A 14,525-nucleotide genomic window follows, 5' to 3' on the forward strand; every position below is an offset into this window, starting at 1 on the left:
AAACTTTATCTTTGTATATAATTTTAATATAAATGAATCTGTACGACCTTATTATTCAAGATAAAGAAGAAATAACGCTGAATGATGTTTTCCTTGAACCTCAAAATAAGGAGCAATTTGTACAGCTCATCAAAGAAAATACCTATTCCAAAGAATTACAGGAATACGGACTTCCGGTGAACAATAAAGTGCTTCTTCAGGGAAGCTCGGGTTGCGGAAAAACCATGACGGCAAAAGCGATTGCGAATGCTTTAGGTAAAAATATCATTATTCTTAATTTAAGCAATATCGTTTCTTCGAGAATCGGGGAAACCTCGCAGAATATCAAAATGATTTTCGATAAAGCTTCCCGAGAACGATCGGTACTTTTCCTTGATGAACTTGACCAGATCGGGAAAGCGAGAGGCAGCGACGACAAAGATGTGGGCGAAATGAGACGACTGGTGAACACATTAATTCAGCTGATTGATTATTATCCCCAAAACGCCCTTCTACTGTGCGCTACGAATCATCCTGAAATCATTGATACCGCTTTAATCAGACGTTTTCAATTAAAAGTTAATTACGAAATGCCTTCTAAAGAGTTTCTCGATCGTTTTTATGATAATTTATTGTCAAAATTTCCTGAGGATTTGAGGACTATTGAAAGGAAATATGAAGTTTCTTTTGCGGAAGCGAAGGATTATGGTTTTACGGTGGTGAAAGGAAATTTAATTCAAAAACTCGAGGCTCAACACCAAAGACAGTCATGAAAGAGTTTTTAGGAATAAAAACCATCACTATTTTTTTAATTGCTATCATTTTAATTTCCTGTTCAAAAAAGTATACAGGAGAAGTCAGTTTTAAATCCTGCAAAGTAAGCTATCCTCTTCATGATGAAGAAAAAGAAAGGAAAATTAATTATGAAGCTGTTTCAAATCAATGGGAATATGAATCTGCGATGCAAAAATTAGCACTTTGTCTCTGTGAAAAATACATGCAGAAACCCGATGAAGAAATCAAAGAGAAAATCATAGAAATTTATAAAGAGGATTTTGAATATTATCGCAAAGAAATTTCTTTTAAAAAAGTAAATTTTGACTCTATTTTGGTAAATAGAAAAGAAGTTTTTAATTCTGAAATTCTCGTTGATTAAAAGATTTTGTTTTTATATTTGGATGCTTTAAAATTAATTCAAAATAAAACTTAACCTTATGAAAACCAAAAGCCTTTTTATTGCTTTATCATTATTTACATTCTCTTCATTATTTTCTCAAAAAATCTTCAAAGCTATTGAAAGTCAGGATTTTGAAAAAAATAAACAAATTATTAGAAAAAGGAGAAGACATTAATCAAAAATCCCAAGAAGACGGGATTACCCCTTTATATTCTGCTGTGGGTACAGGAAATGCAAAAATCGTTGAATTGCTCATCCAGAAAGGTGCTGATGTGAATATGCCTTTGGAATCAACAGCAACGCCACTTAATCTTGCCGCTCAGGAAGGATACCTAAAAATCGTTGAAGTTCTATTAAAAAACAATGCAAATCCTAATTTTCAGGATGTAAATGGATGGTCATCTCTAAGATTTGCTACACGAAACAATAAAATGGAAGTGGTAAAACTTTTGGTAGAGAATAAAGCCAAAGTAGATACAAAAGCAACTGATCTTGCAACACCTTTTGCAAGCGCAATCGGAAAAGGTTACCTGAATATTGCAGAATATCTTATAAAAAACGGAGCAGATATCAACAATATTGATAAAGACAATGAAACTCCCATCATGTATTGCTCACAAGGAGGAAATGTAGAAACCGTAAAATTTTTGCTGCAATATAAACCAGATTTAACGATTAAAAATAAAGACGGTAAAACAGCGCTGGATATGGCAAAAGAGAAAGGTAATACAGAAATTGTGAAGCTTTTGCAATAAATATAATCTTATGAAAAATTTTTCTATTATACTGTTCATTTTCATGTCAATAGTAGCTTTCGGACAAAATAAGAATGAACGAAAGTTTGATTTAGAAATATTCGATTATTTAAATAAAATAACCGATCAGGAATATACTTCTGTAGAAGCTTACCTTATTAATTCCAAGCCTTTTTCTAAATGGGATATGAGACCTTTAGAATCAAAGGAAGTAAAGGCATTAGATTCTATTTATACTTCAAGTCAAATTCCAAATTTCATATGGGGTGCTTTTTCAGATAAATACAAAATTTCTATAGAGGAAGCCATGGCAAAAGCAAATACTTTTTTAGGAGAGGGGGCGAAGAATCAAGATAATCTTACTAATCATTTTAAACTTAATATTGAGAAATTTGATAAATTATCTAATCTGATCCTTACATCTACTAACAAAATTTTTCTAAATCAAAAAAACCTTCAGAGAATAGATACTATTTTCAAAGAAAATAATCTTTATTGGGGTTATATCATTCCGAAAGGTTCTCCCTATCCTATTTCTCCTGAAACTAAAAAAGAACATATAAAATTTTCCAAACAACAGGATCAAATTTTGAATTTGTTGAATGAACTGAATATATATTCTGCCGTTAAAACAACAAAGGGTATTTTTTATTTAGTCGATGGGTTTACAGATAATTCATATGGTTTTTATTTTAATGAAAAAGGTCACATCGAAGAAGATCATTTACTTTTTGAAATTATGAAGTCTGAAAAAATTGCAGATAATTATTTCTATTATATTGCTAATTAATTTTTAGAGTCTGTTTAAATTTGATTCAAACATTTTAAAATTTACTGCTGATTTTTAACGCAAAGATTTATTCAACAGTACTTAGTATAAAGTGAGCAAAGATGAATCAACAAGTTGATTTGATGAAGCGTTGCTTTCATGCTTCGCGAAGCAAATTTTATTTGCCTTTGCCTTCTAAAAATAATGCGTAATGTAAATAGAATCTTTGCGTTAAAAACAATAACAGATTCTGTTTGAAAAGATCTTAAGTCTTTTAATGTAAAAACTTTCATTTACAAAAAAATATATTTTCAAACAGGTTACAAAATTTGTAATATAAAATTTAAACAGGCTCTTAGACAAAAAAAATAACTTTTAAATAGGTTTATAAATACAATCAAATTTCTATCTTCTTTAAAATTTTGAGCGTATACAGAATATTATTTTATATTTAATTGATTTAATAAAACAACTCAATTTCATATTGCTATGAACACAGAAGAACAAATCAAAGAATATATCAATAGCCAACCCGAGCCAAAAAGCAGTGAACTACAAACTCTGCATCATCTCATCTTGCAAACAATGCCAGAATCCAAATTATGGTTTCTGGATGGTAAAGACAGTGATGGTAAAGTTGTTTCCAACCCCAATATCGGATATGGAATTCATATGATGAAATATGCTAATGGAACAACCAAAGAATTTTACAGAATCGGTCTCAGTACAAACACAACCGGAATTTCGGTCTATATCATGGGTATTGAAGATAAAAAATTCTTATCTGAAACTTATGGAAAAAGATTAGGAAAAGCGAGTGTGAGTGGATATTGTATTAAGTTTAAAACATTGAAAGATATTAATATTGAAGTATTGGAAGAGATTATACGATATGTAAGCGAATTGTAATTTCCATCTAAATATTGAGCATTAAAAACAAAAAAATCCCTCTCAAAACTGAAAGGGATTAATTATATAAGAAACTTTTAATTACATATAAGCTTCAATCGGCTCACAAGTACAAACTAAGTTTCTGTCTCCGTAAGCTTCATCAACTCTTGAAACAGAAGCAAAGAATTTGTGCTCTCTTACCCACTCTAATGGATATGCTGCTTTTTCTCTGCTGTATGGTTTATCCCAAGAATCAGAGATTACCAATTGCTCGGTGTGAGGAGCGTTTTTCAATACGTTGTTTGTAGCATCTGCATCTCCGTTGGCAATCTCATCGATCTCATGTTTGATGGCAATTAAAGCCTCTGCAAAACGGTCGATTTCAGATTTACTTTCAGATTCAGTTGGTTCGATCATCAATGTTCCTGCAACCGGGAAAGAAACTGTTGGAGCATGGAAACCATAATCCATCAATCTTTTTGCAACATCAGCAACTTCAATTCCTAAAGATTTAAACTGACGGAAATCTACGATACACTCGTGCGCTACTCTACCTTCAGTATTTGAATATAAAATAGGGAAATGCTCAGCTAAAATTTCTTTTAAATAATTAGCATTTAAGATCGCATGTTCAGTTGCTTTTTTCAATCCTGAAGTTCCTAACATTTTGATGTAAGCGTAAGAAATATTCAAGATCAAACCAGAACCGTAAGGCGCTGCAGAAATACCTTCGATCGCTTCTTTAGCTCCGATTCTGATGTTTGCATTGGAAGGCAAGAAAGGAACCAAGTGTTTAGCAACACAGATAGGACCAACTCCAGGACCTCCACCTCCGTGAGGAATCGCGAAAGTTTTGTGAAGATTAAGGTGACAAACGTCTGCTCCGATGTTTCCCGGACTTGTATATCCAACTTGCGCATTCATGTTCGCACCGTCCATATATACTTGTCCGCCATGTTGATGGATTAAGTCTGTAATTTCAATAATATTTGCGTCGAAGAATCCGTAAGTTGACGGATACGTAATCATTACACAAGATAGGTTTTCAGAATGCTGCTCTGTTTTAGCTTTCAAGTCTTCGAAATCAATTTCTCCGCTTTCAAGATTTTTAACAACAACGATTTTCATTCCTGCCATTGCTGCAGAAGCCGGGTTTGTTCCGTGTGCAGACTGAGGAATCAATACTACATTTCTGTGACCTTCACCTCTTGAAATATGATATTCTCTGATTACCATTAATCCTGCATATTCTCCCTGAGCTCCAGAATTTGGCTGAAGAGAAGTACCTGCAAAACCAGTGATTTCAGCTAAATCTTTTTCTAATTCCTTAATCATTTCCTGATATCCTCCTGCTTGGTCAACCGGTACAAATGGGTGAACAGCTCCCCAGTTGTCCCAAGAAAGTGGTAACATTTGAGTGGCTGCGTTCAGTTTCATTGTACAAGAACCTAGAGAAATCATTGAATGTGTTAATGATAAATCTTTTCTTTCCAAACGTTTGATGTAACGCATCAATTCCGTTTCCGTGTGGTATTTGTTGAATACGCTTTCTGTAAGAATTTCGTCTTTTCTTAAATTCTCTTCAGGAATGCTATATCCTTCTTTTATTTCTAATTTGAAAGTCTGCTTATCTTTAAACTGAGCAAAAGAAGCCATTAGAACATTTAATTTCTCTAATGTTGTACTTTCGTTGATCGCGATGCTTACAATTCCTTCTGTGAAATAGTTCAGATTAAGTCTGTGATCCAACATCATTCTTGATAATCTTCCTTTTTCATCTTCGTTCATCGCAATTTTTACCGTATCAAAAATCGGCTCTTCAACCGTTTGATATCCTAAAGCTTTAAGACCGTTTTTCAAAGCGTTTGCTTTAAAGTGAATCTGATCTGCGATATAATTTAACCCTTTCGGACCGTGATAAACAGCGTACATTCCAGCCATAACCGCCAAAAGAACCTGAGCTGTACAAATATTTGAAGTTGCTCTTTCTCTCTTGATGTGCTGCTCTCTCGTCTGTAAAGCCATTCTCAATGCACGTCTTCCGTACATATCCTGAGAAACCCCGATAATTCTTCCCGGAATATCTCTCTTATAATCTTCCTTACAAGAGAAAAATGCTGCGTGAGGACCACCGTAACCCAACGGAATACCAAATCTCTGTGAAGTCCCAACTGCACAATCAGCGCCCATTGAAGCCGGAGATTTTAGTTTAACCAAAGCCATCGGATCACAAGCAACTGCAACCTGAAGGTCTAATTTTTTATATTCTACAATATCTTCTGTGTAATCTAAAACGATTCCGTTTTTGCCAGGATATTGCAATAGAACTCCATAGTAAGAACCATCAAACTCATGCGTTTTGTGGTCACCTTCTACGATCTCAATTTCAAGTCCTTCCGCTTTCGTTTTCAATACTGAAACGGTTTGAGGCAACACAAGGTCAGAAACAAAAAATTTGTTTGCTCCTGCTTTTTTCTGATCTTTCGTTCTGTTGTTGAAGAACATGTGCATTGCTTCTGCAGCGGCTGTAGATTCATCCAATAATGAAGCATTTGCCAAAGCAAAACCTGTAAGATCACACACAACAGTCTGGAAATTCAGAAGAGCTTCCAATCTTCCCTGTGCGATTTCCGCCTGATAAGGAGTATAAGCTGTGTACCAACTCGGGTTTTCAAAAATATTTCTCTGAATAGCCGATGGCAACAAAGTGTTGTGATATCCAAAACCGATATAGCTTGTATAATCAGTATTTTTCGATGCCAAATCCTTAGAATGGATAAGCATTTCGTATTCTGAAAGCGGTTCTGAGATTTCAAGATCCTTTTCTAAACGGATAGAAGAAGGGATGGTTTGAGAGATGAGCTCTTCGATACTTGAAACGCCTACTTTTTCCAACATCGCCTGTTTATCGGCTTCATTTAGGGAAATGTGACGGCTCACAAACTGTTCTGTATTCATTTTTTATATTAGATTTTGTTTGTAAAAAAGATGGGTAAAATTACGATTTTTTCGAAAATTGTACAACTAAATTGAAATCACAAACAAATAACGAAAAGTTTTCTATCTTATTCAAAATTAATGGGTTTTTATTATCATTTTAAATATAAAAACAGTTAAATCTAACTTTTTGATTAAATTAAGATCGGTTCCAAATTTTAAAAAATTCATAAAAATGACTGAGAGTCTGTTTAAATTTGATTCAAACATTTTAAAATTTACTGCTGATTTTTTAACGCAAAGTTTTATTCAATATTAATTTAATTAAGTGAGCAAAGATGAATCAACAAGTTGATTTGATGAAGCGTTGTTTTCACGCTTCGCGAAGCAAATTTTATTTGCCTTTGCCTTCTAAAAATAATGCGTAATGTAAAAATAATCTTTGCGTTAAAAAGAATAACAGATTCTGTTTGAAAAGATCTTAAGTCTTTCTATGTAAAAACTTTCACTTTCAAAAAAATAGATTTTCAAACAGGCTACAAAATTTGTAATATAAAATGTAAACGGGCTCTGAGAAAATTTCTATTATTGAGCTAATACAGTTTTGAGTGAAAATTTTTAATAAAGACCTTTATATTATAAGAGCAAAATTGCATTCAAACAATTAATAGTCAATCACATAAAATTTATGAAAATTTATTATCTATATTTATTCTAAATTAATATATTTGCAACATGAATATGATTGTCCCTTTCAAAGTACCGACTTTGACTCCTGCTTTTTCTATGAATACTGAGGAAATGTATTGTGGCACAAAGAAATCTTGTTGTAAAAAATTTAAAAAAGGAAAAAGATGTAAATCTTGCCCGGGAAGAAAGAAATTAGCTTAATGGCTAAAGTTTTTTACTAAAAAATAAATCGCCAGAATTAATAATAAAAGCCCAGCGATTATTCTTACGATTTTTGGTTGACCGTGTCGATTTGCAACGGTTCTAGGTTGCGACTTGAATAATTCTTCCGCTTTATCTTTAAATTTCTCTGTATTATTTTCAAAAACTTCTGTTATCGTAATTCCCTGAACTACCGTTTTGTGCAACAGCGAATTCGTTGCATGAAGCAAGATCTGGAATTTCCCGTCTTTGAATTCCGTTATTTTAAAAACTCTTTCTCCGTAAGGTTTTTCCAGTCCGAAAGGGAGAACTTTCACTACATCGGCATTTTGTGTCTGCCAATTGATAATAATCTCCTCTCCTTTTTTCGCATGAACTTTATTCGCTGTAAACGTCTTAATCGAAGGCGGAATATTATATCTGAAACTTTTCTGGTGACTTTCTAAATTCTGATCGTAAGTATATCTCTTACTTTTGTCGCTCAATGTTTCATAAGCTTCATGAATTTCACGGAAACGATCTGCAAAGAAATCGTCGTTATCATTTTTGTCGGGATGGTATTTTAAAGACAGTTTTCTATAAGATTTTTTGATGTCTTCTTCTGAAGCATCATGAGAAATCCCGAGAAAATAGTAGTAATCTTTCATTTGAACTATGCAAAAATAAGGAATTTGTCGTTGCGGGCAAAGTGAAGCAATCTCTTTTTAAACACAAATGATCACGAATAACACTTATACTCTTTGTGAAAATTTGTGTAAGGAATTTGTGTGATTCGTGTTTTGTTTTAATGCAAAGGTCGCAAGGATTTTTTTTTAATGATTGAGAATATTTTTCGTTTGCAAAGGCGTTTCACTCAGCAAAGACTGGAAGTTTTAATCCTTTCTTTTCAGCTGCATGAATATCCATAACATTTGTCATTCAGAGCGGAACGAAGTGGAGCGTGAAATCTCAGTTCATTTTGTAGAAACTTTTTGTAAATATCTTTGTTGAGATTCCAGCGGAATGGCAAAGTTTGTGGCAATTGTAAAAAGTTGAGAAGAATGACAGCAATTCTAGCCCCGATAGAAACGGCATCCTTTTTTGTTGCGGGCGGAGCGAAGCGGAGAACGTAACAAAAAAGATACAGTGGATAGCGGGAAATAGCTCCTGAAAAAATGGTGAATTATTAATGATGAATTATTAATGGGTGGATTTCTACTTCGTCGAAATGACAGGTTTTATGGAAAATTTTGGGTCTAAACTCTTAAGATTACTTTACTTTGATAAACTCAGGACATACTAATTTCGTTCTTTGCAATGGCTTTATAAAAATATTCCGGCGCGGGAAGCTCTGCTTCCCGCGCCGGAATTAACAATTTCAATTTAGTTACTTTCTATTATTATGCTTCTGCAATATCTTCTTTTTTCTCAAATCCCCTGTGGTGACATCTTGAAGCAAATTCTTTCTTGAATTTACCTTTCAATTCCTGATATTGTTCTTCATTCATTTCTCTGATCTTGTCGGCCAATCCGAAAGGAGATTTTTCTTTGATTCCGTATTCTTCGAAAATACCTTTTACAAATCTTTTTCTTTCGATTGCTTTTTTAGCGATCATCGCAACTCCTGCTACTGCCAATGCTCCTAGAACACCTTTTAATACTGAATTTTTCATTTTTTCAAAATTTTAAATTTTACTACTTCTTGTTTTTTATATAGACGAATGAATGATAATTTTACTTTACTACTTCTAAAATTTTTATTATTCGTTTGTTCTGTTGTGTCTGTTGAAGAATCCTCCTGAACATCTGTCTTTCCAGACTTCTTTGAATTTTTCTCTTTCTTCCGGAGACAAGCTCATCATTCTGTCTCTCATCATTTTCTTTTCTTTAAAATCTCTCATTCCTTTTCCAAAATGGAAACCTCCGAAAAGGATCTTACTTAAGATCAAAATTCCCATTGCCTGCCAATAAGTAATCGATTTCACTCCTAAAATATCGGGGAGCAGACAATTCCAAAGAGACATCACGATCCACGTAACTCCCAATAAAATCAATGGCGGACATAGAAATAAAAAAATCCACCCTTTTTTATGTTTATAATTCATAACTTTCTTTTTTACTAACTATTTAAATCTTCGTATAATTTTCTCAATCTGTTTCTCAAATGCTTTACGGCATAGTTTTTCCGACTGATAATTGTTTTAATGTTTTCGCCCTGTTCATCGGCGATTTCCTGGAGTGTTCTGTCGTTGAGTTCGTTTTCTACGTAAACCAATCTTTGTTTTTCCGGTAATTCGTCCAACGCTTCAAAGAGCTTTTTCCAAATCTCATCCTGAAACATTTTTACTTCCGGACCTGCACTTTCATCAAGCAAAAGAATGTCTTTAATAGAAAAAGTTCCGTCTTCATCTTCGTAGACAAAATCTTCAAGATTTTCGGTTTTCTTTTTACGGTATTTGTCTGTAATTTTATTTGCCGTCACTCTATACAGCCAACCGCCAACATTCACAATCTCAGAAAGATTGGTAATACTACTGAACTGATACCACACTTCCTGCAAAATATCTTCCGCATCCTCCGTGTTTTTTACTTTCGGACGAATGTAAGACATCAGCTTTCCGCCGTACTTGGTAACGGTTTGTGAGATGATATTTTCCTTCTCTTTTTGCGGCATTGTTATTTTTTCGACAATCTCCATATTGCTATGACGATTGATATTTTTGTTTTACTTTAATAAATTTAAAATATTTTTCCGGAAATTCGGTTTTTCTTTTATTTATCGAGTTTTCAGTATCCTCAATTTATTACTCATTAGCAACTACTTATTATTTATTTTTAGAAGCTTAATCCTGCTATCCACTCATACTCCTCACTCCATCGCTCTCCCACTCCTTGTTGCGGGGTAACCGTTTCTATCAGGGCTAGAATATTCGTCATTCTTTTGAACAGTTCAGAATAACCACAAAGTTTGTCATCCTGAAAACACCTCAACAATGTATTTGAAAAAATTCACGTTCAACGATTTATATTTTTTCAGGATAACAAACAGTCTGCCGAAGCCTTGTCAAGGTTCAAAAACCTTGACAAGGCTCACAAATGTTCATAGATAAAAAATAACCTTTGCTGAGTGAAATCGAAGATTCGACATAGTCAAACTCCTTTGCGAACGAAAAACATCCTCAAACATCACAAAAAATATTCGTGATCATTTGTGTTTAAAACAAAAAACGGAAAGCAAAACACTCTCCGTCTATATTTTAAAACAATAAAATTCTAATTCAAATAAATCCCGAAATACCAAGTCCATGCAATCAAAATAATCTGCATCGGTATTCTTTCTTTATAAAGATAACTCATTCCCGGACCGGTATAATCTCCTTTAAATAAATTCACTCTTTTCTTCGAAGAATTTATATTAGCCAGAAAAACTAAAATCAAGAAAACGATGAGTAAAATAGCCGTCGTTTCACGAATTGAAGGAATCATTAACCCAATTCCGGCAGCAATTTCAATAACTCCCGTAAAATATACCCAAAACATTTTCGCAGGGATAAAATCAGGAATCATCAACGCCATTCCTTTTTGAAATTTGAAATGCGCAAATCCTGTAAAAATGATAAAAACTGCCATTCCCAGATTTCCGGAAAATAAAAAATTCCAGTCGCCTTGAAAAACTTTTGTCCCCAATAAAGCCAGAATAAAGGTGACAAAAAGGATTGTTAATAATTTCATATTCAATTTTAAATGTAAAAGTATCTTAAACTGATCAACAATCTGTTTGTAAAGTTAGAATAAGCTATCTAAATCATAGTTATTTTCTTCAGCAAGATTTTTTACAATTTCCAGCCCTTTTATAAAACCTGTATTGATAGTATCTTGCCATTCTTTTTCGATTTGAACTTCCGTATGAAGCTTTGTTTTTCCGCCAAAATCGATTAAAATATATTTTTCATAACAGCCGCTCCATTGTTTCACTTCCATGCTCTCGGTATCTTCTACTCCATCCTTATCTACCATTCCCAAATGTTTGAAAATAACTTGTTTGGGTTCATCCAGACTATCAATTGTAGAAACCATTCCTGCGCCTTCCATATTCACAAAGTAGGTTTTTCCACCCACTTTCCAATCGGTTTTTATTTGTGATTGTGAAGCTGGATTAAAAAATTTCGTCCATTCACCATACGTTTCGTCTCCCCAAAGAATATCCCAAACTTTCTGTTTTGAGGCATCAATTACTTTTTCATAAGATAGAGTTTCCATATTTTTATTTTTTTTGATTCAATTTCAAAGACAAATAACACTCATTTTTCGTCACAAATAACACAAGTAAATATATTTAAAATTCGTGATAACCGTATAAATATTGTGTTCGTAATGGTAATTTAAAGTTGATTCTGCGAAAGATTTTTCACAATCGCCAAAGCTTTTGGAAATTTATCTTCAAAAAACTCCTTAAATTCTGCCGGTGTATTAATTTCACTTTTCAGTTTTGTTCCCTCATCATTTTCTTCCAAAATATAAGCTTCCGTCGCTTCACCCCAATCCTGCGGAGTTTCTACACCATCATAAATCTCACCAAGATGTAAGAATTTTATTTCCTGATGAGGAATATTTTTTTCTACACGACCGTACATTCCGTTGTTATTGGGATCAAAAAACTTTACGATACTTCCTTCCTCCAAAGTTCCCTGATAAAAAGAGCCTTCCGTAAAAGCCGTCGTCCATTGTCTGTATGTCATTTCACTCCAAAGTACATCCCAAACCTTTTCCGGACTTGCATTAATCTGAATTTCAAATAATAATTTTTCCATTACTTTAAATTTATTACATTTATTTTTCTGCCACAAAAACTTTAGATTAATTTTAAAAATGATTTACATAAAATCAAAGATTTTCACCAATTTAAAGGTCAATCTTCTATCATTAATTTTATCCTCCTACAAAATCTCCTCCATTAATATGAATAATTTCCCCCGTAATAAAACTGGAATCTTCCGAAGCCAGAAAAACATAAGCGGGAGCAACTTCCGAAGGTTGTCCTGCCCTTTTCAAAGGATTATCTTTTCCGAAAGTCGATAAATCATCAAAAGTTTCTTTCACAAGCGGGGTCCAGATCGGTCCTGGAGCGACTCCGTTTACAAGGATTTTTTTCTCTGCCAAATTCGTAGCCAACGAACGGATAAAAGTTGTGATAGCACCTTTCGTAGCAGAATAATCGATCAAATGATCACTTCCGCGATAGGCTGTGACAGAAGTTGTACAGATGATTCTTCCTCCATTTTTCATGAGTGGTAAAAAATCTCTTGTCAAAGCGATCATTGAAATAATATTGGTATCAAAAGTTTTCTGAATCTGGTCGTCAGAAATTTTTTCAATATCATTTTTTGGAAACTGGATTCCTGCATTATTTACGAGAATATCTAATGTTTTCCAGTCTTTTTTGAGTTTATCTAAACATTTTGTCCTAAAGGCTTTTTTTGAAACATCGCCTTTCAGTAAAATACATTTCTGCCCTTCTTTTTCAACTAATTTTTGAGTTTCTTTGGCATCTTTGTCGCTTTCTTTATAAATGATCGCAACATCGGCTCCTTCTCTCGCAAAATGTACAGCAACGGCTTGTCCGATTCCGCTGTCGCCACCGGAAATGACAGCTTTTTTGTTAAGAAGTTTTTTGCTTCCTAAATAATTTTTACGGATAATTTCTGGGAACAGCCCGTCTTTAGGCACTTTTGATTTAGATCTTGACTTGTTCTGTGTCTTCATAAGCAAATCTTTTTATGAATTACCATCAAACAATACGCCGAAGAAGAAAAGTAAGGAAGTTAGAAGATGGAAGCTGGAAGTTTTTAATAATGAATAACAACTTCCAGCCTCCCGCTTCCATCTTCAAACCAAATTTTTAAGAATTATAAGCGTCTTCCAAATCCTGAATAACAATTTTCTGCATTTTCATCATTGCCTGAACTACTTTCCCAGCTTTTTCCTGATCAGCATCACTCATCAACTTAATTAATCTTTTCGGAACAATCTGCCAACTGAAACCATATTTATCCTTCAGCCAACCGCACATACTTTCACGACCTCCATCCGAAGTCAGAGTATTCCAGTATTTGTCGGTTTGTTCCTGATCATCGGTCATTACAACCATAGAAATTCCCTCATTGAAATCAAATTGATGATCGTAAGAATTATCCATGCAGAAGAAACTGTAGGTATCGATTTCAAAATGTGCATGCTGAATATTTTCCGCAGGTTCTGTGATCGGATGACCTTCACTTCCTTCGCCATATTTCAAAATGTTTCCGATTTTAGAATTCGGGAAAGTTTTGGTATACAATTCCATCGCTTCCATGGCTTTTCCATTATTTTCATGGAAAAACATCAACGTCGGAATAATTTTCTGATCGCTTTGTTTTTCACCTAAAAATAGTTGCCAAGTAACATCATATTTATCTTTAAGCCAGCCATATTTTTTGCTCCACGAATAAGAATCCAGAGCCATTAAAGCCATTCCGCCTTCCATCAGCTGATCCCAATATCTTTGAACCTCATCTTCCGTTTCACAAATGACCATGAAAGAAACCGAAGCATTTTTCTTGAATTGCGGACCTCCGTTTAATAACATTAATTTCTGACCGAAAAGATCAACATTCATCACAACGGGAGTATCTGCCGTAATTTTTCCGTCAAATATATTGCAGTAAAATTCTGCCGACTCTTTTGCGTCTCCGTCGTACCAAAGACATGGGAAAATATCGTTATTCATATAGTTTTTAATTTAATATTGAGTGATTTTAAACGCAAATGGCACGAATATTTTCACAATCTTTATTCGTGTTTGTTCGTGTAAAATATTAGAGTTATTTGTGTTTAAAAAAATTTAATTTTTAAAAGAAACATGATTTTCGTTCATGTAATTCTTCAGTTTTTGCATTGCATTTTTTCCAAAACCATGAAGCTGCATGATTTCTTTTTCGGAATAATCCGACAATTTTTCCAGAGAATCTATTTTCTCTTTTTCTAACGCTCTTCTTGCAGGCATTGCTATAATTCCTCTAAGAAAATCTCCTTCCACAACATGACTCACCACACAAATAGAGCTTAAACATTTCGCCATTATTATTAAGTTTATCATGATGATTTCAAG

Annotated in this window: 16 protein-coding genes; 5 read left to right on the top strand and 11 right to left on the bottom strand. The window is 33.7% G+C overall.

Annotation, left to right across the window (positions count from 1 at the left end):
* Window positions 1-32: 32 nt before the first annotated feature.
* From J3D55_RS15785 to J3D55_RS15805, 5 genes are all read left to right on the top strand, one after another.
* Complete coding sequence (locus tag J3D55_RS15785; RefSeq protein ID WP_259132455.1) at window positions 33-752, top strand: AAA family ATPase; 720 nt, start codon at window positions 33-35, stop codon at window positions 750-752.
* The gene (locus tag J3D55_RS15790; protein ID WP_259132456.1) at window positions 749-1,135 is read left to right on the top strand and encodes a hypothetical protein; all 387 of its coding nucleotides are present in this window, start codon (window positions 749-751) and stop codon (window positions 1,133-1,135) included. The genes J3D55_RS15785 and J3D55_RS15790 overlap by 4 nt, the downstream gene beginning before the upstream one ends.
* Window positions 1,136-1,287: 152 nt before the next feature.
* Window positions 1,288-1,911 (top strand): ankyrin repeat domain-containing protein, encoded by a 624-nt coding sequence (locus tag J3D55_RS15795; protein WP_259132457.1) that lies wholly within the window; start codon window positions 1,288-1,290, stop codon window positions 1,909-1,911.
* A 10-nt stretch (window positions 1,912-1,921) separates the two neighbouring features.
* Window positions 1,922-2,701, top strand: a complete 780-nt coding sequence (locus J3D55_RS15800; RefSeq protein WP_259132458.1) for a hypothetical protein — start codon at window positions 1,922-1,924, stop codon at window positions 2,699-2,701.
* Window positions 2,702-3,169: 468 nt separating this feature from the next.
* Window positions 3,170-3,589 carry a DUF1801 domain-containing protein gene (locus J3D55_RS15805; protein ID WP_259132459.1) on the top strand — a complete coding sequence of 140 codons (420 nt, stop codon included), beginning with the start codon at window positions 3,170-3,172 and terminating at the stop codon, window positions 3,587-3,589.
* A gap of 81 nt (window positions 3,590-3,670) precedes the next feature.
* On the opposite strand, the gene gcvP is transcribed toward J3D55_RS15805, so the two are convergent.
* The 11 genes from gcvP to J3D55_RS15860 all read right to left on the bottom strand — a co-directional run bounded on the left by gcvP (window position 3,671) and on the right by J3D55_RS15860 (window position 14,495).
* Entirely contained in the window at window positions 3,671-6,529 is a 2,859-nt protein-coding gene (gcvP, locus tag J3D55_RS15810; protein ID WP_259132460.1) for an aminomethyl-transferring glycine dehydrogenase, read from the bottom strand.
* Between the two features lie 866 nt (window positions 6,530-7,395).
* Window positions 7,396-8,046 carry a J domain-containing protein gene (locus J3D55_RS15815; protein ID WP_259132461.1) on the bottom strand — a complete coding sequence of 217 codons (651 nt, stop codon included), beginning with the start codon at window positions 8,044-8,046 and terminating at the stop codon, window positions 7,396-7,398.
* A gap of 732 nt (window positions 8,047-8,778) precedes the next feature.
* Window positions 8,779-9,051: a hypothetical protein gene (locus tag J3D55_RS15820; protein ID WP_259132462.1), complete on the bottom strand. Its 273-nt coding sequence runs from the start codon at window positions 9,049-9,051 to the stop codon at window positions 8,779-8,781.
* A gap of 87 nt (window positions 9,052-9,138) precedes the next feature.
* On the bottom strand, window positions 9,139-9,483 hold the full coding sequence (locus J3D55_RS15825; RefSeq protein ID WP_259132463.1) for a hypothetical protein: 345 nt from the start codon (window positions 9,481-9,483) through the stop codon (window positions 9,139-9,141).
* Window positions 9,484-9,497: 14 nt separating this feature from the next.
* On the bottom strand, window positions 9,498-10,052 hold the full coding sequence (locus tag J3D55_RS15830; RefSeq protein WP_259132464.1) for an RNA polymerase sigma factor: 555 nt from the start codon (window positions 10,050-10,052) through the stop codon (window positions 9,498-9,500).
* A gap of 599 nt (window positions 10,053-10,651) precedes the next feature.
* Window positions 10,652-11,110 (bottom strand): DoxX family protein, encoded by a 459-nt coding sequence (locus tag J3D55_RS15835; RefSeq protein ID WP_259132465.1) that lies wholly within the window; start codon window positions 11,108-11,110, stop codon window positions 10,652-10,654.
* 54 nt (window positions 11,111-11,164) lie between these two features.
* Entirely contained in the window at window positions 11,165-11,638 is a 474-nt protein-coding gene (locus J3D55_RS15840; protein WP_259132466.1) for an SRPBCC domain-containing protein, read from the bottom strand.
* 122 nt (window positions 11,639-11,760) lie between these two features.
* On the bottom strand, window positions 11,761-12,189 hold the full coding sequence (locus tag J3D55_RS15845; RefSeq protein ID WP_259132467.1) for an SRPBCC family protein: 429 nt from the start codon (window positions 12,187-12,189) through the stop codon (window positions 11,761-11,763).
* A gap of 118 nt (window positions 12,190-12,307) precedes the next feature.
* A complete protein-coding gene (locus J3D55_RS15850; RefSeq protein WP_259132468.1) occupies window positions 12,308-13,141 on the bottom strand; it encodes an SDR family oxidoreductase in 834 nt (277 codons plus the stop codon).
* A 136-nt stretch (window positions 13,142-13,277) separates the two neighbouring features.
* On the bottom strand, window positions 13,278-14,144 hold the full coding sequence (locus tag J3D55_RS15855; protein ID WP_259132469.1) for a VOC family protein: 867 nt from the start codon (window positions 14,142-14,144) through the stop codon (window positions 13,278-13,280).
* A 114-nt stretch (window positions 14,145-14,258) separates the two neighbouring features.
* A complete protein-coding gene (locus J3D55_RS15860) occupies window positions 14,259-14,495 on the bottom strand; it encodes a helix-hairpin-helix domain-containing protein (protein ID WP_259132470.1) in 237 nt (78 codons plus the stop codon).
* Window positions 14,496-14,525: the final 30 nt, after the last annotated feature.

Origin of the sequence: Chryseobacterium ginsenosidimutans, assembly GCF_024807225.1 — a bacterium.
Taxonomy (GTDB): Bacteria; Bacteroidota; Bacteroidia; order Flavobacteriales; family Weeksellaceae; genus Chryseobacterium; species Chryseobacterium ginsenosidimutans.

Excerpts from the sequence above, each read along its gene's own strand:
- J3D55_RS15785 (WP_259132455.1), top strand. The coding sequence starts at position 33 with ATGAATCTGTACGACCTTATTATTCAAGATAAAGAAGAAATAACGCTG.
- J3D55_RS15790 (WP_259132456.1), top strand. The coding sequence starts at position 749 with ATGAAAGAGTTTTTAGGAATAAAAACCATCACTATTTTTTTAATTGCT.
- J3D55_RS15800 (WP_259132458.1), top strand. The coding sequence starts at position 1,922 with ATGAAAAATTTTTCTATTATACTGTTCATTTTCATGTCAATAGTAGCT.
- J3D55_RS15805 (WP_259132459.1), top strand. The coding sequence starts at position 3,170 with ATGAACACAGAAGAACAAATCAAAGAATATATCAATAGCCAACCCGAG.
- gcvP (WP_259132460.1), bottom strand. The coding sequence starts at position 6,529 with ATGAATACAGAACAGTTTGTGAGCCGTCACATTTCCCTAAATGAAGCC.
- J3D55_RS15815 (WP_259132461.1), bottom strand. The coding sequence starts at position 8,046 with ATGAAAGATTACTACTATTTTCTCGGGATTTCTCATGATGCTTCAGAA.
- J3D55_RS15820 (WP_259132462.1), bottom strand. The coding sequence starts at position 9,051 with ATGAAAAATTCAGTATTAAAAGGTGTTCTAGGAGCATTGGCAGTAGCA.
- J3D55_RS15825 (WP_259132463.1), bottom strand. The coding sequence starts at position 9,483 with ATGAATTATAAACATAAAAAAGGGTGGATTTTTTTATTTCTATGTCCG.
- J3D55_RS15830 (WP_259132464.1), bottom strand. The coding sequence starts at position 10,052 with ATGCCGCAAAAAGAGAAGGAAAATATCATCTCACAAACCGTTACCAAG.
- J3D55_RS15835 (WP_259132465.1), bottom strand. The coding sequence starts at position 11,110 with ATGAAATTATTAACAATCCTTTTTGTCACCTTTATTCTGGCTTTATTG.
- J3D55_RS15840 (WP_259132466.1), bottom strand. The coding sequence starts at position 11,638 with ATGGAAACTCTATCTTATGAAAAAGTAATTGATGCCTCAAAACAGAAA.
- J3D55_RS15845 (WP_259132467.1), bottom strand. The coding sequence starts at position 12,189 with ATGGAAAAATTATTATTTGAAATTCAGATTAATGCAAGTCCGGAAAAG.
- J3D55_RS15850 (WP_259132468.1), bottom strand. The coding sequence starts at position 13,141 with ATGAAGACACAGAACAAGTCAAGATCTAAATCAAAAGTGCCTAAAGAC.
- J3D55_RS15855 (WP_259132469.1), bottom strand. The coding sequence starts at position 14,144 with ATGAATAACGATATTTTCCCATGTCTTTGGTACGACGGAGACGCAAAA.
- J3D55_RS15860 (WP_259132470.1), bottom strand. The coding sequence starts at position 14,495 with ATGGCGAAATGTTTAAGCTCTATTTGTGTGGTGAGTCATGTTGTGGAA.